Annotated in this window: 14 protein-coding genes and 1 pseudogene; 8 read left to right on the top strand and 7 right to left on the bottom strand. The window is 74.9% G+C overall.

The features are described 5' to 3' along the window. Window positions 1-199: 199 nt before the first annotated feature. Both SCA03_RS11680 and SCA03_RS11675 read left to right on the top strand, forming a co-directional pair. Window positions 200-2,377, top strand: coding sequence for an ATP-binding protein (locus SCA03_RS11680; protein ID WP_141275357.1), 2,178 nt, complete (start codon window positions 200-202; stop codon window positions 2,375-2,377). Between the two features lie 122 nt (window positions 2,378-2,499). Beyond that, on the top strand, window positions 2,500-4,212 hold the full coding sequence (locus tag SCA03_RS11675; protein WP_086818411.1) for a hypothetical protein: 1,713 nt from the start codon (window positions 2,500-2,502) through the stop codon (window positions 4,210-4,212). A gap of 271 nt (window positions 4,213-4,483) precedes the next feature. Here the strand turns inward: SCA03_RS11675 and SCA03_RS11665 are convergent, their stop codons facing one another. The 3 genes from SCA03_RS11665 to SCA03_RS11655 all read right to left on the bottom strand — a co-directional run bounded on the left by SCA03_RS11665 (window position 4,484) and on the right by SCA03_RS11655 (window position 8,978). Continuing rightward, a complete protein-coding gene (locus SCA03_RS11665; RefSeq protein WP_141275356.1) occupies window positions 4,484-6,565 on the bottom strand; it encodes a SpoIIE family protein phosphatase in 2,082 nt (693 codons plus the stop codon). A 212-nt stretch (window positions 6,566-6,777) separates the two neighbouring features. After that, window positions 6,778-7,761 carry a sphingomyelin phosphodiesterase gene (sph, locus tag SCA03_RS11660; RefSeq protein ID WP_230988598.1) on the bottom strand — a complete coding sequence of 328 codons (984 nt, stop codon included), beginning with the start codon at window positions 7,759-7,761 and terminating at the stop codon, window positions 6,778-6,780. Window positions 7,762-8,006: 245 nt separating this feature from the next. Further along, the gene (locus tag SCA03_RS11655) at window positions 8,007-8,978 is read right to left on the bottom strand and encodes an NAD-dependent epimerase/dehydratase family protein (RefSeq protein ID WP_086818138.1); all 972 of its coding nucleotides are present in this window, start codon (window positions 8,976-8,978) and stop codon (window positions 8,007-8,009) included. A 304-nt stretch (window positions 8,979-9,282) separates the two neighbouring features. On the opposite strand from SCA03_RS11655, the gene SCA03_RS11650 reads away from it, so the two are divergent. The 4 genes from SCA03_RS11650 (at window position 9,283) to SCA03_RS11635 (ending at window position 12,751) form a co-directional block, all read left to right on the top strand. Continuing rightward, complete coding sequence (locus SCA03_RS11650) at window positions 9,283-9,795, top strand: toxin-antitoxin system HicB family antitoxin (protein WP_030891465.1); 513 nt, start codon at window positions 9,283-9,285, stop codon at window positions 9,793-9,795. Window positions 9,796-9,874: 79 nt separating this feature from the next. Beyond that, on the top strand, window positions 9,875-10,723 hold the full coding sequence (locus SCA03_RS11645) for a DUF4097 family beta strand repeat-containing protein (protein WP_030891462.1): 849 nt from the start codon (window positions 9,875-9,877) through the stop codon (window positions 10,721-10,723). A 127-nt stretch (window positions 10,724-10,850) separates the two neighbouring features. Next, entirely contained in the window at window positions 10,851-11,963 is a 1,113-nt protein-coding gene (locus SCA03_RS11640) for an ATP-binding cassette domain-containing protein (RefSeq protein ID WP_078874085.1), read from the top strand. Next, window positions 11,960-12,751, top strand: coding sequence for an ABC transporter permease (locus SCA03_RS11635; RefSeq protein ID WP_030887811.1), 792 nt, complete (start codon window positions 11,960-11,962; stop codon window positions 12,749-12,751). Before SCA03_RS11640 ends, SCA03_RS11635 begins: the two co-directional genes overlap by 4 nt. Here SCA03_RS11635 and SCA03_RS11630 read toward each other — a convergent pair. Next, entirely contained in the window at window positions 12,709-14,400 is a 1,692-nt protein-coding gene (locus SCA03_RS11630; protein WP_051857164.1) for a PucR family transcriptional regulator, read from the bottom strand. The genes SCA03_RS11635 and SCA03_RS11630 overlap by 43 nt on opposite strands. A gap of 129 nt (window positions 14,401-14,529) precedes the next feature. On the opposite strand from SCA03_RS11630, the gene SCA03_RS11625 reads away from it, so the two are divergent. Continuing rightward, window positions 14,530-16,035 (top strand): CoA-acylating methylmalonate-semialdehyde dehydrogenase, encoded by a 1,506-nt coding sequence (locus tag SCA03_RS11625; RefSeq protein ID WP_030887817.1) that lies wholly within the window; start codon window positions 14,530-14,532, stop codon window positions 16,033-16,035. A 110-nt stretch (window positions 16,036-16,145) separates the two neighbouring features. Further along, the gene (locus SCA03_RS11620; RefSeq protein WP_141275355.1) at window positions 16,146-17,576 is read left to right on the top strand and encodes an aspartate aminotransferase family protein; all 1,431 of its coding nucleotides are present in this window, start codon (window positions 16,146-16,148) and stop codon (window positions 17,574-17,576) included. A 237-nt stretch (window positions 17,577-17,813) separates the two neighbouring features. Here the strand turns inward: SCA03_RS11620 and SCA03_RS11615 are convergent, their stop codons facing one another. The 3 genes and pseudogenes from SCA03_RS11615 to SCA03_RS11605 form a co-directional block, all read right to left on the bottom strand. Continuing rightward, on the bottom strand, window positions 17,814-19,415 hold the full coding sequence (locus SCA03_RS11615; protein ID WP_170298296.1) for an FAD-dependent oxidoreductase: 1,602 nt from the start codon (window positions 19,413-19,415) through the stop codon (window positions 17,814-17,816). After that, window positions 19,412-20,899, bottom strand: coding sequence for a lycopene cyclase family protein (locus SCA03_RS11610; protein ID WP_141275354.1), 1,488 nt, complete (start codon window positions 20,897-20,899; stop codon window positions 19,412-19,414). The genes SCA03_RS11615 and SCA03_RS11610 overlap by 4 nt, the downstream gene beginning before the upstream one ends. A 256-nt stretch (window positions 20,900-21,155) precedes the next feature. After that, window positions 21,156-21,527, bottom strand: a pseudogene (locus SCA03_RS11605) (cryptochrome/photolyase family protein); the annotation flags it as partial. Window positions 21,528-21,551: the final 24 nt, after the last annotated feature.

The raw sequence follows: 21,551 nt of genomic DNA, 5'->3' as shown, positions 1-21,551 counted from the left end.
CGCACACACCGCGCCCGGTGACGCACACGCACCGCGCGCCCGCGCCGCGCACCCGCCACGCACCGCGGCTCCCCGCCAGGGGCCGGCCCCCGGGCGACGGGCGAACTCCCCACCGGCCCGCGGCAGGCAATACGCTGGGCCGGCAGGCGCGGGGGCGGTTTCCGCGTCACGGTGGCGGCGAGGGCAGGGAGGCGCACGCGTGGACGGTCAGGAGGGTGCCGGGAACGGTGGGCTGTCGGGGGCATCGCCCGGGCCGCATGCCGCGGTGGCGGGCGGCACCACATCCGGCGGCCGGGACCGGCGCCCGGCGCACAACACGCTGGCGGGGCATGCGGTGGTGCACGGCTCGGTGGTGCAGGCGGAACGTATCGAGAGCCTGACGGTCGTCCCGCGCGAGGCGGGCCCGCTGCCCGTGCCGCGCCAACTGCCCGTGGCGACCGTCCCGTTCGTCAACCGGACGGCGGAGCTGAGCGGTCTGACGTCGGCGCTGGAGGCGAACCGGCTCGTGGCGGTCTCCGGGCTCGGCGGCGTGGGGAAGACCCAGCTGGTGGCGCGGTGGGCGGAGGAGGTGGCGGAGCGCTTCCCGGACGGCCAGCTGTACGCCGATCTGGAGGACGGGCGGCGGGACGGCGCCGTCGATGTGAGCGCGGTGCTCGCCGACTTCCTGGTGGCGTTGGGCGCGGGTGACCGGATGCCCGCCACGCCGGCGTCCCGGGCCGCGCTGTTCCGTACGGCGACGGCGGGCCGCCGGCTGCTGATCGTCCTCGACAACGTGCAGCACGCGCCGGAGGCCCGGCCGCTGTTCCCCGGCCCGGGCGGTGCCCGTCTGCTGGTGCTGAGCCGCCGCCGGCTGCCGTCCCTGGTGCTGGACGGTGCGGCGGAGCTGACGGTGGACCCGCTGGACGAGCGGGCCGGCACGGAGCTGGTGCGCTGCTGGCGGCACGACGCGGCGGAGGGCACCGCCGAGCGGCTCGTGCGGCTGTGCGGCGGCCTGCCGCTGGCGCTGCGGGCCGCCGGCCACCGCATCGTGTCCCGGTCCCATCTGACGCTGGAGGACGCGGTGCGCGAGCTGGACGCGGCCGAGGGCCCGGACGCGGGCGGTGCGCGGTGGTCGGTGGACGACGAGGTGCCCGCCGAGGCCGTCTTCGACCGGGCGGTACGGGAACTCCCGGACGCGGCACGGGAGTTGTACGAGACGCTGGGCTGCTACCCGGGGACGACGTTCACCCGGGAGGCGGTCGAGGCGGCCGGTGCGCCCGGCGGCCCGGAGGCGATCGGCGAGCTGCTGACCGCGCATCTGGCGCTGCGGCACGCGTCGCCGAGGGACCCGGAGGTGAGCAGGTTCCGGCTGCACGACGTGGTGCGGGCCCATGCGCGCCGCCACGCGCGCGAGCACGTTCCGGCCGAGCGGCGCACCGCGGCGCTGCGGGGCTTCGTCGGCTTCTGTGTGACGCGTGCCGCGCACGCCGACCACGCGACGTTCGGCAGCAGGCTGCGGCTCCAGCCCGATCCGGCGGGCACCTGCCCGTTCACGGGCCGGGCGCAGGCGCTGGAGTGGCTGGAGGCGGAGCGGTCCAATCTGCTGGCGGTGCTCCGGGCCGCCGCGGAGCTGGGTGAGCACGACGCCGTGTGGCAGCTGTGCGAGTCGCTGTGGGCGCTCTACCACAGCCGTAAGCACTACAGCGACTGGATCGAGTCGCACCGGCTGGGGATCACGGCGGCGCAGTGGAGTGCCCGGCCGGACGCCGAGATCCGGATGCGCAACCAACTGGCTCGTGCACACTACGAGTTGGGCGAGTGGGAGCGCGCCGGGGCGGAGATCGCCCCGGCCGAGGAGCTGTTGCCCCTGGTGGACGAGCGGCGGCTGCACGGCGTGGTGTGGGAGACGCGCGGGCTGATCGCCCTGGGCACGGGGCGCGCCGAGGAGTCGGCCGAGCTGTTCACCCGTGCCCTGCGGGCGAACGAGGGCGACGCGCACGGTGTGGTGGTGCAGAGCTACAACCTCGCGCAAGCGCTGGTGGGTTGCGGCCGGGCGGGCGAGGCGCTGACGGTGCTGGACGAGGCGATGGCGGGCCCGGCCGACGACGCGCTGATGCAGATGCGGGCGCAGCTGGTGCGGGCCCGGGCCCACCGGGCGGGCGGGGACGCCGACGCGGCCGTGGTGTGCGCCGTCGACGCCGCCGTGCGGGCCGCGGAGCTGGGCCAGTACGCCAAGCTGGAGCAGGCGCTGGATCTCACGGCGGAGCTGGCGGACGAGGTCAGCGACGACCGGCTGCGGCGCTCCGGCCTGGAGCAGGCGGCGCGGCTGCGGGAGGCCGTGGCGGCGGACGCCGGGCGGGAGACGGACGGCGGGCGGGGCGGGCCGCGGGCGCGGTGAGCCGAGGGCCGGGCCCGGGCGGGTGGCTCCGTCGAAGCGGCGTCCCCTTCAGTACGATCGCCTCGACCCGCCCGGCGCGGTACGCCCGTCGGCCCATCCCCGAGTCGTCACCGGAGAGTCCCTTGCCGTTCCTCCGCCGAGCGCCGCGACGGGCAGCGCGGGAGCGCTGGAACACCTGGCCGGAGCCGAAGGCGCGGGTTCTGGCGGTGGCCCGGACGCTGACCTCGGCCACCCGGCTGCGCGATGTGCTGACGCTGCTGCGGCCGGAGGACGGCATCGAGATCTCCTGGACGGTCAATCCGGGCTCGGTGTTCACGGACGGTCTCGACGACTATCTCGCCCGGCTCGGCGTCGAGGTGCTGCCGTGGCGGACGGCCACCAGGCGGCGCTTCGAGCTGGCCGTGGCGTGCACGGTGAACGCGTCGATGCACGGTCTGCGTGCCCCGCTGATGGTGCTGCCGCACGGCGCCGGCTACAACCGGCTGGTGCCGGAGACGACGGGTGACGCGGTCTCCCCGGCCGGGCTGTCGGCGCGGGAGCTGATGCACCGCGGCAAGGTGGTGCCGGCCACGATCGGGGTCTCGCACGAGGAGCAGCGGGACAGGCTGGCCCGGACGTGCCCGCCGGCCGCTCCGCGCGCCCTGGTGGTCGGGGACTGGTGCTTCGACCGGATCACCGCCAGCCGGCGCCGGCGGGACCACTACCGGGCCTGCTTCGGCGTCGAGGGGCACCGCCGGCTCGTGGTGGTGCACTCCACCTGGAGCGAGCACTCCCTGCTGGGCCGCTGCCCGGAGCTGCCGGAGCGGCTGGTGACGTCCCTCCCCGTCGACGAGTTCGCCGTCGCCGCCGTCCTGCATCCCAATGTGTGGGCGCGGCACGGCACGAGCGAGGTGCTGTCCCGGCTGGCGAGAGCCGTCGACGCCGGGCTCGTGATCGTCCCTCCCGAGGAGGGCTGGCGGGCGGCGATCGTCGCGGCCGATCTGATCGTCGGGGACCACGGCAGCACCACCTTCTACAGCGCCTCCCAGGGCCGGGTGACGCTGCTGGCCGCCACCGGCCTGGACGAACTCGATCCGCACTCCCCCACCGCGGCCTTCGCCCACGAGGCGCCCCGGCTGGATCCGGACGGCGATCTGTACGCGCAACTGCGGGCCGGGCCCGCGCGGTTCGACCCGGGGCTGCACGGTGAGATCGCGGACCGGCAGCTGGGCGCACGCGGCCGCGCGGGCCGCATCCTCCAGGAGACGATGTACTCCTTCCTGGAGCACAAGGGGGTGCGGCCGCCCGCCGACGGTCCGGAGCCGCGCCCGGTGCCGCCGCCCGCGGGGCTGCACCGCGCCGCCCCGGTCGCCTACGACGTGGACGGCGGTGTCCTGCCGGACGGAACGGTCGAGATCCGCCGCCGCCCGGTCGGTGACCGGCTGCACCACCGGGCGGGCGGGTTCTTCGCCGTGACCGACCGGGACGCCAACGAGCAGCGGAAGTGGAGCGCGCTCGTCCTGGCGCGGACCGTCGTCGAGGGCGAACACGCCGCCGTGGACTGGGTGGACGAGCGGCTCGCCGAGCAGTTCGCCAACGTCGCGGTGGCCGCGCTGGGCCCGAACCGCTGTCTGCTGCGGCTGCGGACGGGCGGGCCGCTGGAGGCCGCGGCACGGCGCGGCTGGGGGCGTGCCGAACCCCGGCTGGATCCGGTGCTGTTGGGCTCGGCCGTGCATCTGTGGTGGGAGGCGGACCCGGTGGCCGATCCGGCGGCGCGGCTGGCCCGGGACGGGCTGCGCGTCCGCACGGGCGGCCGGGTGCTGGAGGTGGCCTTCACCCCGCCGCCCGGCGAGTAGCGCGCTCCGCACCCGGCTTGGGGCCTCCGGTCTCCGGTTCTCCGGTTCCTCGGGGCTTCGGGGTCTCGGGGCTCCGGGCCCCGCGTCGGCTGCTCGGCGGGCGGAACCGCGCGTCGGCTCGTTCGGACCGGGCTCGGCACCCGGGCGGACCCGACGGGCAGGCGGGGCTCAGCAACTGGGCGGGCCCGGCTCAGCAGCTGGGCGGGCGGGGCTCGGCAAACTTGGCGGGCGGGGCTCGGTAACTTGGCGCGGCTCAGCAGGTGGGCGCGGCTCAGCAGGTGGGCGGGGTGATCTCGCACCAGACGCTCTTGCCGGTGCCGCGGGGTTCGACGCCCCAGTCGGTGGCCAGCTCCTCGATGAGGACGAGGCCGCGCCCCGTGGTCGACTGCTCGGTGGCGGCCCGGCGTTGGGGCGAGACGGGCGAGGTGTCGGTGACGGCGACACGCAGGGCGCGCCCGCCGTTGTGCACGGGCCGGGCCGTCAGGGTGGCGTCGCCGTCGGTGTGCAGGAGCGCGTTGGTGGCGAGTTCGCTGGCGAGCAGTTCGGCGGTGTCGCCGAGTTCCTCCAGCGACCAGCGGTGCAGCGCGGCGCGCAGGGCCAGCCGCGCGGCCTGGAGGGAGTCGGGGTCGGCGGCGGTGACGGTGGCCGCCATGTGCGGCGCGGAGGACCGGCGGTGCGGTGAGCGCCGCAGCAGCAGGAGCGCGACGTCGTCCTCGCCGCCGGTCCAGCCGCCCATGGTGTGCAGCAGATGGTCGGCGAGGGGTTCGGGCCCGGCGGGGCCGGTGTGCACCGCGTCGAGGAGCTGGGCGCGGCCCTGGTCGAGGTCCTTGGCGCGGGCCTCGATGAGCCCGTCGGTGCACAGCAGCAGCGTGGAGCCCGGCTCCAGCACGGTCTCCGTCGTCGGGTGGGCGGGTTCGGCGCCGAGGCTGCTGAGGCCCAGCGGGAGCCCGCCGGGGGTGTCGAGCCAGGCGCAGGTGCCGTCGGGGTGGCGTACGAGCGGCTCCAGGTGGCCGGCGCGTGCGGTGACGGTGGCACCGGTGCCGGGGTCGACGAGGACGAGGAGGCAGGTGGCGAAGCGTTCGGTGTCCAGTTCGGCGAGGAAGGCGGAGGCGCGTGCCATGACGGTGGTCGGCGGGTGTCCCTCGGCGGCGTAGGCGCGCAGGGCGATACGGAGTTGGCCCATGACGGCGGCGGCCGTCACGTCGTGGCCCTGTACGTCCCCGACGACGGCGGCGATACGGCCGTCCGGCAGGGCGATGGCGTCGTACCAGTCGCCGCCGATGCCGCCCCGGGCGCGCGCCGGCCGGTAGCGGGTGGCCAGGGACAGGCCGGTCACCTGCGGCATCCGGCCGGGCAGCATCGCCGTCTGGAGCCCGGCGGCCAGCTCGTGTTCCTGGTCGTAGAGGAGCGCCCGCTGGAGGGACTGGGCGATGGTGCTGCTGAGCGCCGTCAGCACGGTGCGCTCGTCCTGGGTGAAGCGGGCCTTGCCGTCGTAGGTGAGTCCGAGGGCGCCGATGGCGGTGCCCTGGGCGATGAGCGGGAGGTAGACGGCCGAGGTGGCCTCGGAGAACCGGCGCAGGTAGGGCCGCAGTCCCGGGTACCGCTCGACGAAGGTGTCACGGTCGGTGATGAAGACGGGCTCGCGGGTGCGGACGGCCTCGGTGAGCGGCAGCGGTTCGCCGATGTTCTTCAGATGGAAGTCGCGGATGAGTTCGCCGGGGACGCCGTTGGAACCGACGAGCGCCATCCGACCGCCGTCGACCAGGCCGAGGACGATGCTGGAGGCGCCGAGCCGTGCGAGCAGTCCGGGCCCGGTGAGCGCATCGGCGACGTCGTCGACGGTGACCGTGGGGGCGAGCGCCTCCGTGATGTGCCGGACGATGTCGGCCTGGCGGCGCCGGTCGCTGCGGGCCTGGCGCAGTTCCTCGGTGCGGTCGAAGGCCCGCAGCTCCTGGCTGGCGTCCCGGATGATCCCGATGACCTGCGCGGGCCGGCCGTCCTCGTCGGTGACGACGTTGCCCTGGGTGTGCGTCCAGCGCAGCCAGCCGTCGCCGTGCCGGATGCGGAAGTAGAGGCTGAAGCCGGAGCGCTCCCGCAGCGCGCGGTCCACCTGCGCGGTGATGGCCGGGATCTCCTCCGGCAGCATCCGTTCACCGAGGGTGGCCAGCCGGCCGTCGAACTCGCCGGGCCGGAAGCCCAGGACGGCGAGGCCGGCGTCGTCGTAGCGCATCACGCCGGAGGGGATGTCCCAGGTGAAGCTGCCCATGCCGTTGACGGCGAGGGCGACGTGCGCGGCGACCTGGGGTGCGCTCCGTGCGGTGGGCCCGCCGTCGGGTTCACCGAAGCGCTGCATCGCTGCCTCCCGGCTCGCACGGCCCGCCGCGCCGGGCCCGGCGGTGGCCGGGCGGCGCGGCGGGCGGGGCCACCACCCCCATTCTGGGCGGAACCGCCCGTGCCCGCCTGTCGTGCGGCGGCAGGGGCGGCAGCCGGGTGGCGGGTGCACGGGCGCCGGGCCGAGGGGCCGACGGGCCGGCCGACCGGCCGACCGGCCGACCGGCCGACTGCTCAGACGTCCCCGGCGATCAGCGGGTAGTGGTCGGAGAGGTTGGTGTAGGTGTACTCCTTGCCCCAGCTGCGCACCGTCCAGGGCTCGGTCTCCTCGCGGACGACCTTGTTGTTCCACGTCGCGGGGCGGGCGTGGCCGGCGCGGTGCAGTACGTGGTCGAGGTTCTCGCTGGGGTCGTCGGGGTAGCGGTCGGCGGCGATGGAGTTCTGTTCGGTGTCGAAGGAGTAGGGGTGGCCGGTGCGTGCGTCGGCGGGAGCGAGCCCGGCGTCGCGCAGCATCGAGTCGTACTCGGGGCTGCGGCTGTCGACGTTCATGTCCCCGGCGACGAGCACCTCCTCGTCCGCGGGGATGTTCTTGGCGTCCAGGAAGGCGTCGATCTGCCGGAACTGCCGGGCCCGGTCGGCCTGCGCCTCGCCCGCTGAGCAGCCGGGGTCGGTGGACTGGGTGTGGGTGCCGACGACGTGCACCCTGGTGCCGTCGACGTCGAGTTCGACGTAGGCGAAGCCCTTGTTGGACATGGCGTCCGAGCCGCAGGCGTCCTTGTAGACGACCTGCTCCTTGCGCACGATCGGCCACTTGCTGAGCACGGCCACCCCGCCGTCCTCGGGGGTGAGCGGGGAGTAGCTGCCGCCGGTGGCGTCCCAGCCGTCCTTGCCGCGGCCGACGACGGGCGTGTGGTGGGGGTAGTCGCCGGCGGCGTCGCGCAGGAGCGCGTCCGAGGAGGAGTTGTCGAAGGCTTCCTGGAGGACGACGACGTCGTTGCCGCGGAAGAAGTCCGCCGCCGCGATCTTCTGCGCCCGGTGGTCCTGGCCCCAGTTGGGGTACAGGTTCTTGCTCATCAGGAAGACGTTGTAGCTGAGCACCCGCAGCTGCGGCGCACCGCCCGCGGCGGGCTCGGGCGCCGCCGCCTGCGCGGAGGCGGCGGGCCAGGCCACGAGGGCGGTGGCCAGCAGCGCGGTGGCGGACAGCTTCATCGGCTTCATGCTTCTCCCTGGGGCGAGGCGGCGACGGGCCGGAGGGGGCGCGGAGCCCCGTCGGTTACCTCGGAGTAATACCCGGCGGGGGCCGCGCGGGGCAACCACGCACCGGGTGCGGCCGGGCGAAGCCGACGCGAACTCCCGGCATACGCAAGGGAGATGCGGCTCTCCGGCACGCCGGACGGTGAACCCGGGCCACCCAGGGCCCACTTCACCCCTTCACGGGGCACATCCGGCGAACCGCCCGCCGGTCAGGAGCCGTTCGGCGGAAGGTTCCGGTACCAGTCGAGGGTCGCGCGCACGGTGTCCTCCAGCGTGTGCGGCCGGACGGCGAAGGCTTCCTCGAAGGCGGTGGAGTCCATGATCTGGGGCTCGGTGTGCTGGTAGAACATCTCGGCGTAGGAGTCCATGAACGTCCGGTCGAAGGGCCCGAAGGGGCGCGTCTCGTCCAGGACGGTCACGTTCAGCGGCCGGCCGGCCTGCTCCTCGATCAGCCGGTGGATCTCCCGCGTGGTCCGCGCGGGCGCCACCGGAAGGTGCCAGACCCGCCCGTCGCTCTCCGGCCGTTCCGCCAGGACGGCGAGCCCGGCCGCCACGTCGCGGATGTCGGAGTAGCTGTGCGGCAGATCGATGTCGCCGAACGCCAGCACCTCACCGCCGGTGAGCGCCCCGGGGAAGACGGCCGCGCCCAGTGTGGAGTTGAGGACGCGGGGGCCGGTGAAGTCGGCCGCGCGGCCGAGGGTCACCGGGACCCGGCCGCTGCGGTGCGCCTCCAGATACCGCCTGTCCAGCTCGGCCCGCATCCGGCCCTTCGCCGAGGTGGCCCGCCAGGGCGTCTCCTCGGTCATGACCTCGCCGCCCGTCTCGCCGTACGGGTACAGCGTGTCGAGCACCACCAGGCGCGCACCGACCCGTGCGGCGGCCTCCAGCACGGCCTCCTGGACGCCGGGCAGCACCTCGACCTGGTGCTGGTAGGCGACGTTCACACAGTGGTGGACGACGGACGCCCCCTCGACGGCCGCCAGCGCGCCCTCCGGGCTGCCGACGTCCCCCTTGCGCCGCTCGACACCCGCGACGGGCCCCCCCTCGCCCGTGCGGTTCACGAGCCGGACCGGGTGCCCGCGGCGGGCCAGTTCCTCGGCGAGCGTGGTGCCCGCCGGGCCGGCTCCGAGGACGACGTGGAGTCCGTCGCCGCCGTCCGCCGTGGGATTCGTCTCTGCCATGACACCCTCCTGCTAACTTTCATCGCGTTCGTTAGAGACTATAACTCAAGCTATCGGCCATCGCGACGAGGGTTGTGATCACGCGGCGCCACCGCGGCGGCACCAGCGGACACCAACTGGCACCGCGTGGTGCCAACTCAATGCACAACTGGCACACGACAGGGCCACATCGCAGGCGGAAGCGGCACCATCGCACCCACCCCCCGTCGCATTTCCGCAGGTGGGAGGCGTGCCCTCAGATTCCGGCACGGGACGGCGCCATACGGGGTTGCGCTTGGTGCCATATTGGCGCCATGATGGCTCTATGGACCTCACCCCGTATGTCGACCACCTCCGCCGCGAACTCGCGGTGGCCGCCGAAGCCGGCGGCCAGGAAGCCCGCGAGCTGGCCGAGCGGCTCACCGCTCCCCTGGAGTCGGCGAGCAGGCTGACCATGCTCAACGTGCTCTCCGCCGCGATGGACGAGATCACCCGTGAACTCGCCCCCGGCTCGGTCGACGTACGGCTGCGCGGGCTCGACCCCGACTTCGTGGTGACACCACCGTCCGGCGACGAGGGCGGCACCGCCGAACCGGCCGCACCCACCGAGCAGTTCCCGGCACCGGCCGACGGCGACGAGGGCGGCACCGCCCGGGTGAACCTGCGGCTGCCGGCCCGCCTCAAGTCCCGCGCGGAGGAGGCCGCCGCCCGCGAGGGCCTGTCGGTCAACGCCTGGCTGGTACGCGCCGTCTCGGCGGCGGTCGACGGCGGTGCACGGGCGCACCCGGCGGAACGGACCCGGACCGTCGGGCAGAGCTTCACCGGCTGGGTGCGCTGACCGCGCCCACCGGCCCACTCCATCCACTCAACGTCCCACCAGCGGGGACGTCCCGAAGACCTCTGAGGACGGGACAGCCATGCCTCTTTTCGACACTCCCCGACCCATCTCGGCCACGGCCCATGTGGACGCCGGGTCCATCGAGTTCACCGCGAGCGACCGGCTCGACACGGTCGTCGAGGTGCGCCCCCGCGACCCGCAGCGTGACCCGGACGTCCGGGCGGCCGAGCAGACCGAAGTCACCTGCACGGGCGGCGAGTTGACCATTCGCACGCCCAAGGCCCAGCTGTTCGGCCTCGGCCGGACCGGCACCGTCGATGTGACGGTCGAACTGCCCACCGGTTCACGGATCGACATGACCGGCGCCTGGGTCCAGGTGTTCGGCGAGGGACGCCTCGGCCGGACCCGGGTGAAGACCGCGACGGGCGATGTCCGCCTGGGCACGACCGGCCCGCTCCAGCTGAAGGCGTCGCACGGCTCGATCAGCGTGGACCGGGTCGAGGGCGAGGCCGAGATCACCACCAGCTCCGGCAGCATGCGCGCGGGCCTGCTCGACGGTCCGGCCGTGCTGAAGAACTCGCACGGCACCACGACCGTGGACGCCGCGACGGGCGAGCTGCGGGTGCGCGGCGCCAACGGCGACATCGAGATCCGGCGCGCCGAGGGCCCGGTCACCGCCATCACCGCGCACGGTGCGCTGCGGGTGGGCGAAGTGGCCCGTGGCTCCGTCCAGTTGGAGACCGCGTTCGGCGCCATCGAGATCGGCGTCCGCGAGGGCACCGCCGCCTGGCTCGACGTCAGCTCACGCTCCGGGCAGGTGCGCAACACGCTCGCGGCGTCCGAGTCGCCGGCGGAGAGCGAGGACACCGTCCAGGTCCGCGCCCGCACCCGGTACGGCAACATCGACATCCGCCGGGCCCGGGCCTGAGCGCCCTCGCCTCCCCTTCCCCTTCTCCCCCTCTCCCGGTGCTCTGCCGGGCCCCGCCCTTCGTTCGACCGGGCCCGTGCCGCACCGACTGCTTCAGCCTTCGCACACCTTCGAGACGGAGAACCTCATGCCCGAATCTGTCATGCCCATGCTCGACAAGAGGCGCGGTGATCCGCCACCGGACGCCGTCTGCGCCGTCGGACTGCGCAAGTCGTACGGCGACAAGACCGTCCTGGACGGCATCGATCTGCGCATCCCCGCCGGTTCCGTGTTCGCGCTGCTCGGGCCGAACGGCGCCGGCAAGACCACCGCCGTGAAGATCCTCTCGACGCTCATACGTGCCGACGGCGGACAGGCCCGGGTCGCCGGGCACGACCTCGCCGGCTCACCCGGCCTCGTACGGGCCGCGATCGGCGTCACCGGGCAGTTCTCCGCCGTCGACGGACTGATCACCGGCGAGGAGAACATGCTGCTCATGGCGGATCTGCACCATCTGCCCCGGCGGACCGGGCGGCGCGTCACCGCGGAGCTGCTGGAGCGGTTCGACCTCGTCGACGCCGCCCGGAAGCCCGCCCAGAGCTACTCCGGCGGGATGAGGCGGCGCCTGGACATCGCCATGACGCTGGTGGGCAGCCCGCGGATCATCTTCCTCGACGAGCCGACCACGGGACTCGACCCGCGCAGCCGCCATGCCATGTGGCAGATCATCCGCGAGCTGGTCACCGACGGCGTCACCGTCTTCCTCACCACCCAGTACCTGGACGAGGCCGACGAACTCGCCGACCGCATCGCGGTGTTGAACGACGGCAGGATCGCCGCCGAGGGGACAGCCGACGAGCTGAAGCGGATCGTCCCCGGCGGCCACGTCCGGCTCCGGTTCACCGACCCGGAGGCGTACCGGGCGGCGGCCGACGCCCTGCGCGAGGCCGGTCTTCCCGGGCTCACCGGAGCGCAGGGCGGCGCGTCCGGGGACGAGGCGCCGGCGCTCCGGATCCCCAGCGACGGCAGCCAGCGCGAACTGCGCTCCCTCCTGGACTGGCTGGACGCCGCCGGCATCGAGGCGGACGAGCTGACCGTGCACACCCCCGACCTCGACGACGTGTTCTTCGCCCTGACCGGCTCGGACGATCCCGCCCCGGCCGGTCCCGCCGACCGGTCCGCCGGGCCCCCGCCCGGTTCCCGGTCCCCCTTCCGGCCCCAGCCCGACTCCCCTTCCCGGTCCCAGGAGACGGCCCGATGAGTTCTCTGTCCCTCGCCGCACGCGACTCGTCCACGATGCTGCGCCGCAACCTCCTGCACGCGCGGCGCTATCCGTCCCTCACCCTCAATCTGCTGCTCACGCCGGTCATGCTGCTGTTGCTCTTCGTCTACGTCTTCGGCGACGTGATGAGCGCCGGCATCGGCGGCGGCCGGGCCGACCGGTCGGAGTACCTCGCCTATCTCGTGCCGGGCATTCTGCTGCTGACCGTCGGCGGCACCACGATCGGCAGCGCCGTGTCCGTCGCCTCCGACATGACCGAGGGCATCATCGCCCGCTTCCGGACGATGGCGATCCACCGCGGCTCCATACTCGTCGGGCACGTCGTCGGCAGCGTCCTGCAATGTGTGGCGAGCGTCGCGCTCGTCGGGGCCGTCGCCGTGGCGATCGGGTTCCGCGCCACGGACGCCACCGCCGTCGAATGGCTCCTGGCGCTCGGACTGCTGACGCTCGTCTCCCTGGCGCTCACCTGGATCGCCGTCGGCATGGGGCTGGCCAGTCCGAACGCGGAGGCGGCCAGCAACAACGCGCTGCCGCTGATGATCCTGCCGCTGCTGTCCAGCGCCTTCGTGCCGGTCGACGCCATGCCCGGCTGGTTCCGGCCGATCGCCGAACACCAGCCGTTCACCCCGGCCATCGAGACCCTGCGCGGCCTGCTCCTCGGCACCGGGATCGGCTCCGACGGCTGGGCGGCCGTGGGCTGGTGCCTGGGGCTGACAGTGCTCGGCTATCTGTGGTCCAGGTCCCTGTTCGACCGCGACCCGAGGTAGGGCCCGGCGGCACGGGCGTCGAGGACCATCAGGGCCGTGTGCAGCGAGGTGCGGGACTCGGCCGTCTCCAGGGAGACGCCGAGCACCCGCTCCAGCGCGCGCAGCCGGCTGTAGAGGGTCGGCCGGCTCAGCCCGGTGCGGCGGGCCGTCTCCGTCTTGGCGCCGCCCGCCTCCAGATGGGCGCGCAGCAGCTCCAGCAGCCCCTCGCCGGTACGCGCGTCGTGCTCCAGCAGCCGCCCCAGCTCCGTCTCGGCGAAGCCCTGCACACGGTGGTCGTCGCGCAGCAGCGCCACCAGCCCGCGCAGCCGCACGTCCGTTGACCGGTAGAGCCGGTCCGTGCCCGGCATGGTGACGCCGACGTCGGCGACGTGTTCCGCCTCGGCCAGACCACGCGCCGCGGTGACCAGCCCCGTCGAGGCCGGAGCCGTGCCGGCCACCCAGCCGGGGGCCCGGCCGCGCAGCCCCTCGCACACCGCGCCCAGCACCGCCTCGGTGCGCTGCTCGCCGTAGGGCCCCGCGCAGGTCAGAACGACGGCGACGGTGCCCTCGCGGCGGATGGAGACGATCGCGGTCTGCCCGGCGGCGGCCACCGACTGCCGTACGGCGGTGAGGAGTTGGCGGTCCCGCTCGCCCTGGGTGAGGGCGTCCGCCTCGGGTCTCCGCACGGCCCGCACCACCAGCGGGACATAGGCGGCGCTGCGTACCAGGCCGAGCGCGCCGGCCCGGGCCAGCGCCTCCGCCTCGTCGGTCACCCGGCCGCTGAGCAGATCGTCCAGCAGCCCGCCGAGCGCCTGCACCAGGAGCGCGTCCCGCTCCTGCTGGAGCATACGGTGCAACTGGAGGGACTGGGCGGCGCGTTCGAGGACCATGCGCGCCCGGGACGGCTCCGCCGTGGCGGCGGGCAGCACCAGCCGGCCCCAGCGCTCGCTGCCGACCCCCACGGGAACGGCCGACCAGGCTCCCCGGGCCCGCTCGTCCCCGGTACCGGCGGCGCCGCCGTGCCCGGTCTCCCCGGTGTCCCCCCGCACGTCCGTGCCGTGCAGCCGGGAGCGTTCGGCCCAGTGGTCGAGCAGCCGGGCAGCCGGGGTGCCCGCCGTGCAGAAGGCGAGCACGTGCCGGGTGAGGTCCTCCAGGACGAGCGGGGCGCCGAGGATCTCGGAGGCGCGGGTGACGATGTCGGTGGTGGAGGCGCGGGCGATGTTGAGGGAGGTGAACACCTCGTGCGTGGTCCGTGCGAACTCCACCTCGGCGTACCGGTCGGCGACGATCAGCTGGTGCACCTGCTGGGTCACCTCGACGAACCGGATCTCCTCGCTCAGCGCGACGACCGGCACCCCGGCCTCGTCGGCGAGCGTCCCCAGCCGCCGCGGCAGCCGCACCAGATGGGTGCCCAGCTCCACGACGAGCCCGGCCACCCGCTGCTCGCCCAGCATCCGCAGATAGGCCGCCGTCCCCGCCTCGTCGCCGGTCAGCGGCAGGCCCGTGGACAGCACGAGTTCACCGCCCTCCAGCAGGTCCGTGAGGTCGGCCGCCTCGCTGATGTGCACCCAGCGCACGGGCCGGTCGAGATGGGCGGCGGCGCCCACCACCCGGGGGCGGCCGGCCGCCAGCACGGGCAGGGCGAGCACTTCGCGGACTGTCGGAACCACCGACGCAGTGTAAAGAACTCCTCGAATAGTCGTACAGATCGTCGGCCGGGCAGCTGTCAGGCTGGGCACACAGGGCAGCCGGGCCGCGCCGGGCTGCCGGCCAGCGAGCACAGAGCGTGAGGAGTCGCCGTGGCGAACACCGGGCAGCCGCAGATCGGGCACTGGGCGGACAACGCAGTCCTGGCGGGCACGAGCCGGAACACCGCGCCCGTCACCAATCCGGCCACCGGCGAGGTGACCGGCCGGGTGGCGCTGGCCGGCGCCGAGGACGCCCGGGCCGTGATCGCCGCGGCCAAGGCGGCCTTCCCCGCCTGGCGCGACACCTCGCTCACCAAGCGCGTCTCGGTCCTCTTCCGCTTCCGTGAACTGCTCAACGAGCGCCGTCAGGAGCTGGCCGAGATCATCACCAGCGAGCACGGCAAGGTCCTCTCGGACGCCCTCGGCGAGGTCACCCGCGGCCAGGAGGTCGTGGAGTTCGCCTGCGGGATGCCGCACCTGCTCAAGGGCGGGTTCACCGAGAACGCCTCGACGGGCGTCGATGTCAACTCCGTACGCCAGCCGCTCGGCGTGGTCGGCGTCATCTCGCCGTTCAACTTCCCGGCGATGGTGCCGATGTGGTTCTTCCCGCTGGCCATCGCGGCGGGCAACACCGTCGTGCTCAAGCCCAGCGAGAAGGCGCCGTCCTCCGCGCTCTGGCTGGCCCGGCTGTGGGCCGAGGCGGGGCTGCCCGACGGGGTGTTCAACGTCCTCCAGGGCGACAAGACCGCCGTCGACGCGCTGCTGGAGCACCGGGACGTCAAGGCGATCAGCTTCGTCGGCTCCACCCCGATCGCCCGGTACGTGTACGCGCAGGGCACCGCGCACGGCAAGCGGGTGCAGGCGCTCGGCGGCGCCAAGAACCACGCGGTGGTGCTGCCGGACGCCGACCTCGATCTGGCCGCCGACGCCATGGTCAACGCCGGTTTCGGTTCGGCCGGTGAGCGCTGCATGGCCGTCTCCGCCGTCGTCGCCGTGGGCGGCGTCGGCGACGAGCTGGTGGCGAAGATCGCCGAGCGGGCACGCTCGCTGGTCACCGGCGACGGCACCCGCGGCAGCGACATGGGCCCGCTGGTCACCGCCGCCCACCGGGACAAGGTCGCCTCCTACGTGGACGCGGCCGAACGGGACGGCGCGAAGCTCGTCGTGGACGGCCGGACGGTGCGGGCCGACGGCGCCGCCGACGGCTTCTGGCTCGGCCCGACCCTGCTCGACGGCGTCCGCACGGACATGAGCTGCTATCAGGACGAAATCTTCGGCCCCGTGCTGTCCGTGCTGCGCGTCGACACCTACGAGGAGGCGCTCCAGCTCGTCAACGACAACCCGTACGGCAACGGCACCGCCGTGTTCACCAACGACGGCGGCGCGGCCCGCCGGTTCCGCAACGAGGTGGAGGTGGGCATGGTCGGCATCAACGTGCCCATCCCGGTGCCGATGGCGTACTACAGCTTCGGCGGCTGGAAGAGCTCCCTGTTCGGGGACACCCACGCGCACGGCACCGAGGGCGTGCACTTCTTCACCCGGGCCAAGGTCGTCACCACCCGCTGGCTCGACCCCAGTCACGGCGGCCTCAACCTCGGATTCCCGCAGAACGCCTGACCCGGCCGTACGCCGGGGCGCCGGACGCCCGGACTCCCCCGGGCGGTCCGGCCCCGGCGCACCCGGCCCCGGCACATCCGGCCACCCGCCGGGACAAAGGAGCAGCCACCATGTCCGCCCCGTCCACCCCTTCCGCCCCTGCCGCCCCCTCCGCCGCGCCGTCTCCCGTCTCCGCCGCGTCCGCCGCGGGCCCGGACGCCGCCCGGGGCTCCGCCGCCCGCACCTACGCGCTGGACCGCGCGCACGTCTTCCACTCCTGGTCGGCCCAGGCCGAGATCAGCCCCATGGTCGTCACGGCGGCCGAGGGCTCCCACGTCGTCGACGGCGAGGGCAACCGGCTGCTGGACTTCTCCTCCCAGCTGGTCAACACCAACATCGGCCACCAGCACCCGGACGTCGTCGCAGCCATCGCCGACCAGGCGCACCGGCTGGCCACCATCGCCCCGCAGTACGCCAACGACCAGCGCTCCGAGGCCGCGCGGCTGATCGCCGAACGCACCCCGGGCGCACTGGACCGGATCTTCTTCACCAACGGCGGGGCCGACGCCAACGAGCACGCCGTGCGCATGGCCCGGCTCACCACCGGCCGGCCCAAGGTCCTCACCCGCTACCGCTCGTACCACGGCGGCACCGACACCGCGATCAACCTCACGGGGGATCCGCGCCGTTGGGCCAACGACGGAGCCGCGGCCGGCGTCGTCCACTTCTTCGGCCCGTACCTCTACCGCAGCCGCTTCCACGCCACGACCGAGGCGGAGGAGTGCGAGCGGGCGCTCGAACACCTGGAGCAGGTCGTCCAGTTGGAGGGCCCGCAGACGATCGCCGCCGTCCTGCTGGAGGCCATCCCCGGCACCGCGGGGATCATGGTGCCGCCGCCCGGCTATCTGGCCGGGGTGCGGGAGCTGTGCGACCGCTACGGCATCCTGCTCGTCGTCGACGAGGTCATGACCGGCTTCGGCCGCACCGGCGCCTGGTTCGTCTCCGCCGACGAGGGCGTCGTACCCGATCTGCTGACCTTCGCCAAGGGCGTCAACTCCGGCTACGTCCCACTGGGCGGGGTGGCCGTCGGCCCCCGCGTCGACGAGCACTTCGCCCACCGCCCCTACCCCGGCGGGCTCACCTACTCCGGGCATCCGCTCGCCTGCGCCGCGGCCGTCGCCACCCTGGAGGTCATGGAACGCGACGACGTGAACGGCCACGCGCGCCGCCTGGGCGAGCAGGTCATCGGCCCGGAGCTGCGCGCGCTGGCCGAGCGGCACCCCACCGTCGGCGAGGTGCGCGGGCGCGGGGTGTTCTGGGCCGTCGAGCTGGTGACGGACAAGGGCTCGCGCACCCCGGTGGCGCCGACCGGCGGCAGCAGCTCCGTCATGGCGGGCGCCGTGCAGCAGGCCAAGGCACTGGGCCTGCTGCCGTTCACCAACTCCAACCGCATCCACGTCGTTCCGCCGTGCACGGTCAGCGAGGCCGAGGCGCGGGAGGGGCTGGCCGTCCTCGACAAGGTGCTCGACCGCGTGGACGAACTCGTCGCCGAGACGGCGTGAGGCTCGCCGCCGGGGCGACCCCGCTCGTCGTCTGAGCAGTGTGCGGCCCGTCGCCGGCGCGTCGTACGGACCGTCGGTGTGCGGACGCCTCGTGTGCCCGGGTGCCGACGGACGCGCGCGGGTGCGTGCCCGGGACGTGCCCGCCTGCGCCCGGGCGGGCGTACGGGTCCGCCCCGGCGCGGGCGTGCGGCGCCGACCCGGCGCAGGCAGGGCGGCCGACCGGGCGCGGAGGGGCGGTCAGATGCGTGCCGGGGCGGTGGTGCTCTCCTTGCCCGTGCGGCCGCGGCCCCAGCGGGCCAGCGCCCGCAGGGCCCGGCTCCGGCCGCCGTCGGGCACCGTGAACAGCGGCTCCCCGCGCACGCCCCACCGGTGCAGCAGGACGTTCGCCGCGGCGAAGCCCGAGGTCGCGGCCCGCTCCATGAGGGCCACCGGCAGGCCCGTCGCCACCAGGTCCCCGGCGACGACCAGGCCGGGGACGCCGGTGCGCACCGTCGGCCGGTCCGGGTGGCCGCCCACCGGGAACGCCGGGCAGTCGGCCCGCCACTCGTGCCGGGCGTCCAGCACCCGTGCGGCGCGGGTCTCCGGATACACCCGGTGCAACTGGCCCAGCAGCAGCTCCTGTTCGGCCGACGGCTCGGTGTCCTCCGGCAGCGCGTAGGCGTGCAGCTCGACGACGCTGCCGCCGCTGCGGGCCGCCCAGCGGGCCGCCTCGCCCTCCCAGCGGTCCAGAACGCTCACGTTGTCGAGGGAGCCGTACCCGCTCGTGCCGAGGAAGCCGGGGCGCTCCGGCCGCACCGGCCGGTCCAGCCACAGCCGGGACACCAAGAACGGAGGCGCCGTGCGCAGCCGTCCCACCCGCTCGCGCCAGGCCGTATCCCCCAGCCGCGGTGAGCGGGCGACGAGGCCGCGCAGCCCGTCGGTGTCGAGGGCCAGCACCACGGCGTCGAAGCGCCGGTCGGCACCGCCCGCCACGACGCCGAACCCCCCGTCCGGCAGCGGCTCGACCCGCTCGGCGGGCGTGCCCGTCTCCACCCGCGCCCCCAGGGCCTCCAGACGACCGGCGAGCGGATCCCACAGGGCGGCGGGGAAGGGCTCGTCCGGCACGTCGAACAGCAGCCCCTCGGACGAGCCGAGGAAGTAGATGTGGAACATCAACACCATCTCGGCGGCCGACAGTTCGCGCGGGTCGGCGAAGAAGCTGCGGGAGAAGACCTCGAACGCGAGATGCCGGGCCGCCCGGGGGAACCGGATGGAGCCGAGGAAGTCGTGCGCGCTCGTGTCGTCGAGCGCCCGATGGATGTGGGCGGCGCTGACGTCGAGCAGCGGAAGCGCGGCCACGGGGTCCATCCGCAGCAGGTCGCGGGCGCCGAAGCTGGGGCTGAGCGCGACGAACCCGGCGGCGCTCCACGGCGGGGTGCGCGGCACCCGGCGGAAGCTGTCGCACAGCCCGCTGCTGTGCCGCAGCGGGTAGTCCGGGAGCGGCCGGAGCATGCCGAGTCCGGGGTCGACGCGGCGGAGCAGTGCGCGCAGGTTGTAGTACTGCCGGAAGAAGGCGTGGAAACCGCGGCTCATCGTCGCCCGGCTGCCGTCCGCCAGCCGCACGGGCCGGCCCGCGAGCCGCCCGCCGAGCGACGTCTCGCGCTCCAACAGCGTCACCCGGGCACCGCGTTCGGCCAGCACGGTCGCCGCCGCGAACCCGGCGATGCCGCCGCCCGCCACGGCCACCGCCGGCGGATCGTCCGTGAGCCGGGCACGCCCCGGCGGGGGCGGCAGGAAACGGGCCCGGCGGTCCCGGGGGCCCACCGGAACGCGCCGGCTGCCGTACGGCGGAACCCTCACAACTCCTCCTGCGGGGCGGGTACTTCCGGGGTTTGACAATCTTCAGGGCCTTCGGGGCCTGTGGGGCCTGCGGGGACTCCAGAGCCTTCGGGGCCTTCCGGGCCTTCGGGGATCCCGTGCCGTGGCCTCGTCGGGATGCGGGGGCCGGGCGGGGTCCGGCGGGGCAGGAGGGGAAGCTCCGCGGCGCAGTGCAGCATCGGCAGCACCGGCACCCGGGCGCCGATGGCCAGTTCCTCGGCCAGCGTGCTGCGGCCGTCCAGGAACCGCAGCAGCCGGCCGGGCGGCACCCGCCGGAAGAGCCGGACGAAGAACTCCGGCCCGTCGATCCGGCCGGAGTCCAGCGCACGCAGCAGCACCGCGTCCATCGCGCGGGCGCGGGCCGGGTGCGGGCGCGGCGGCACGGGCGACCGGCCGGCGCGCACGGCCCGCGCGAGCGCGAGGGACTGCCGCTGGATCGTGGCGAAGGTGTAGCCGGTGGAGGGACGGGTGGCGCCGCCGGCCGTGCCGATACGGAAGACGGCGGGCCCGGCGCGGCGGACGAAGGGCGCGTCCGTCATGGGGATGACGCCCGTCTCGCGCGCCCGAACGGTGAACCCGCCGAGCCGCAGGACCTCGCGGCAGTAGTGCCCGAGGGCCTCCTCGTACGCGGCGTCGTCCAGCAACCGGCGGGAGAACTCGGTGTACTCGACCAGCGCGGTGCACGGCCCGGTCGGCAGGACGTAGCCGAAGGACAGGCCGTGTGCGGGCCGGCGGGTGCGGAAGTCCATCAGCTCCACGGTCCCGGTCTCGAAGCGGGGGCGGTCGGTGCGTACGAACCAGCCCCGGAAGTGCTGGAGGAGCCCCGTCCGGCCGGCCGGCAGGGGGTCGGGCGGGCGGGAGTCGTACACCCAGCGGGCGCGCACCGTGACGGGTGAGCCGTCGGCCGCCGTGGCCCGCACCTCGGCGCCGCCGCCCGGGAGTCCGGCCGCGGCGTCGACGTCGGCCGCCAGCCGGCGCACCCCGGGCCGGGCGGCGAGCCGGCGGGAGACCAGCGCCTCGAAGTCGTCGGAGCGGACCATCTTGTAGCGCAGCGGCGCGATGTCGCGCTCCACGGCGCGGCCGGCGGTGTCGTGCAGCCGCAGCCGCTGCCACGCGGCACCGACAGCGGCGTCGTACCGGCCCGCGCCCTCCTGCCAGAAGCACCAGGTGCGCGGCGGCGGACGCAGCGGCCCGGGCGTCGCCTCGATCAGGACCACCGGTGGCGCCGGGAGGCGGCCGGGCGCGGTGAGCGCGTCGACGAGCGTGAGGCCGGCCGCTCCGGCACCGATGACGGCGATCCCGGTCGCCGCCGGGCGGGGGCCGGTGCGGGCGGGCCGCGGGTGCCGCACCCCCACCGGATCGCCGCCCCCGGCCGGGGAGTCGGGCGCCTCGGCGGCGCTGCCGCGCGGGCCGCGGGCGGGCCGGCCGGCCAGCGGTCCGCGCCCGGCGGGGTGCTGCACGCTCATGCCACGGCTCCTTCCGCCGACGCCTCCGCCCGGGGCCACCGGCGGGTTCTCCGTCCGGCCGGGCGCAGGTTTCCGCATCGTAGGTTCGCCGCGCGCCGGGACCGGGCCGGAACACACGCCCGCACGGCCGGGGACGGCGACCCGCCCGAGAGGCCGCGGGCCGGAGCACGCTCCCCCGCCGCGCGGTCGCCACGGCGGGGCACGGACCGGAAGCGCAGGGGCCGGAGCGGTTCCCCGGCCGGGCGGGTCCGGTGGATCACGGCGGGGCGTCGCCGCGGGAACGCTCGTGCCGCGGTGCCTCGTCCGGGCCGGAGAGCCGGTCGAGGTTGTGCACCGCCCGCGCCGTCCTCGGGTGGTGGGCGAAGCGTTCGCGGTGGCGGTGCGGGCAGGCCCAGTACCCGCTGGTGCAGGGGCACGCGCGCGGTGCCGTGCGCTCCGTCGGCCGGTACGCGCAGGGGCCGCGCAGATCGCTCGTCCGGTCGATGTGGGCGCCGCCCGTGGTGTACGACGTCGTCGTCATGCGCCCGCCGTCCGCGTACCGGGACATGCCGAGGACGTCGGGCGGCATCACCCGGTCGCAGCCGTCGACGAAGTTGCGGCGGAACCACGCGGTGACGGCGCGGCCGGGCGCCCCGTCCCGGGGAGTGGTGAA

The organism is Streptomyces cacaoi, assembly GCF_006539165.1.
Taxonomy (GTDB): Bacteria; Actinomycetota; Actinomycetes; order Streptomycetales; family Streptomycetaceae; genus Streptomyces; species Streptomyces cacaoi.
The sequence above is the reverse complement of the archived record's forward strand: the minus strand, read 5'-3'. Positions and strand labels throughout refer to the sequence as shown.

What these genes read in the sequence shown, in the direction of transcription:
- SCA03_RS11665 (WP_141275356.1), bottom strand. Translation starts at nt 6,565, where the DNA reads ATGCAGCGCTTCGGTGAACCCGACGGCGGGCCCACCGCACGGAGCGCA.
- sph (WP_230988598.1), bottom strand. Translation starts at nt 7,761, where the DNA reads ATGAAGCCGATGAAGCTGTCCGCCACCGCGCTGCTGGCCACCGCCCTC.
- SCA03_RS11655 (WP_086818138.1), bottom strand. Translation starts at nt 8,978, where the DNA reads ATGGCAGAGACGAATCCCACGGCGGACGGCGGCGACGGACTCCACGTC.
- SCA03_RS11650 (WP_030891465.1), top strand. Translation starts at nt 9,283, where the DNA reads ATGGACCTCACCCCGTATGTCGACCACCTCCGCCGCGAACTCGCGGTG.
- SCA03_RS11645 (WP_030891462.1), top strand. Translation starts at nt 9,875, where the DNA reads ATGCCTCTTTTCGACACTCCCCGACCCATCTCGGCCACGGCCCATGTG.
- SCA03_RS11640 (WP_078874085.1), top strand. Translation starts at nt 10,851, where the DNA reads ATGCCCGAATCTGTCATGCCCATGCTCGACAAGAGGCGCGGTGATCCG.
- SCA03_RS11635 (WP_030887811.1), top strand. Translation starts at nt 11,960, where the DNA reads ATGAGTTCTCTGTCCCTCGCCGCACGCGACTCGTCCACGATGCTGCGC.
- SCA03_RS11620 (WP_141275355.1), top strand. Translation starts at nt 16,146, where the DNA reads ATGTCCGCCCCGTCCACCCCTTCCGCCCCTGCCGCCCCCTCCGCCGCG.
- SCA03_RS11610 (WP_141275354.1), bottom strand. Translation starts at nt 20,899, where the DNA reads ATGAGCGTGCAGCACCCCGCCGGGCGCGGACCGCTGGCCGGCCGGCCC.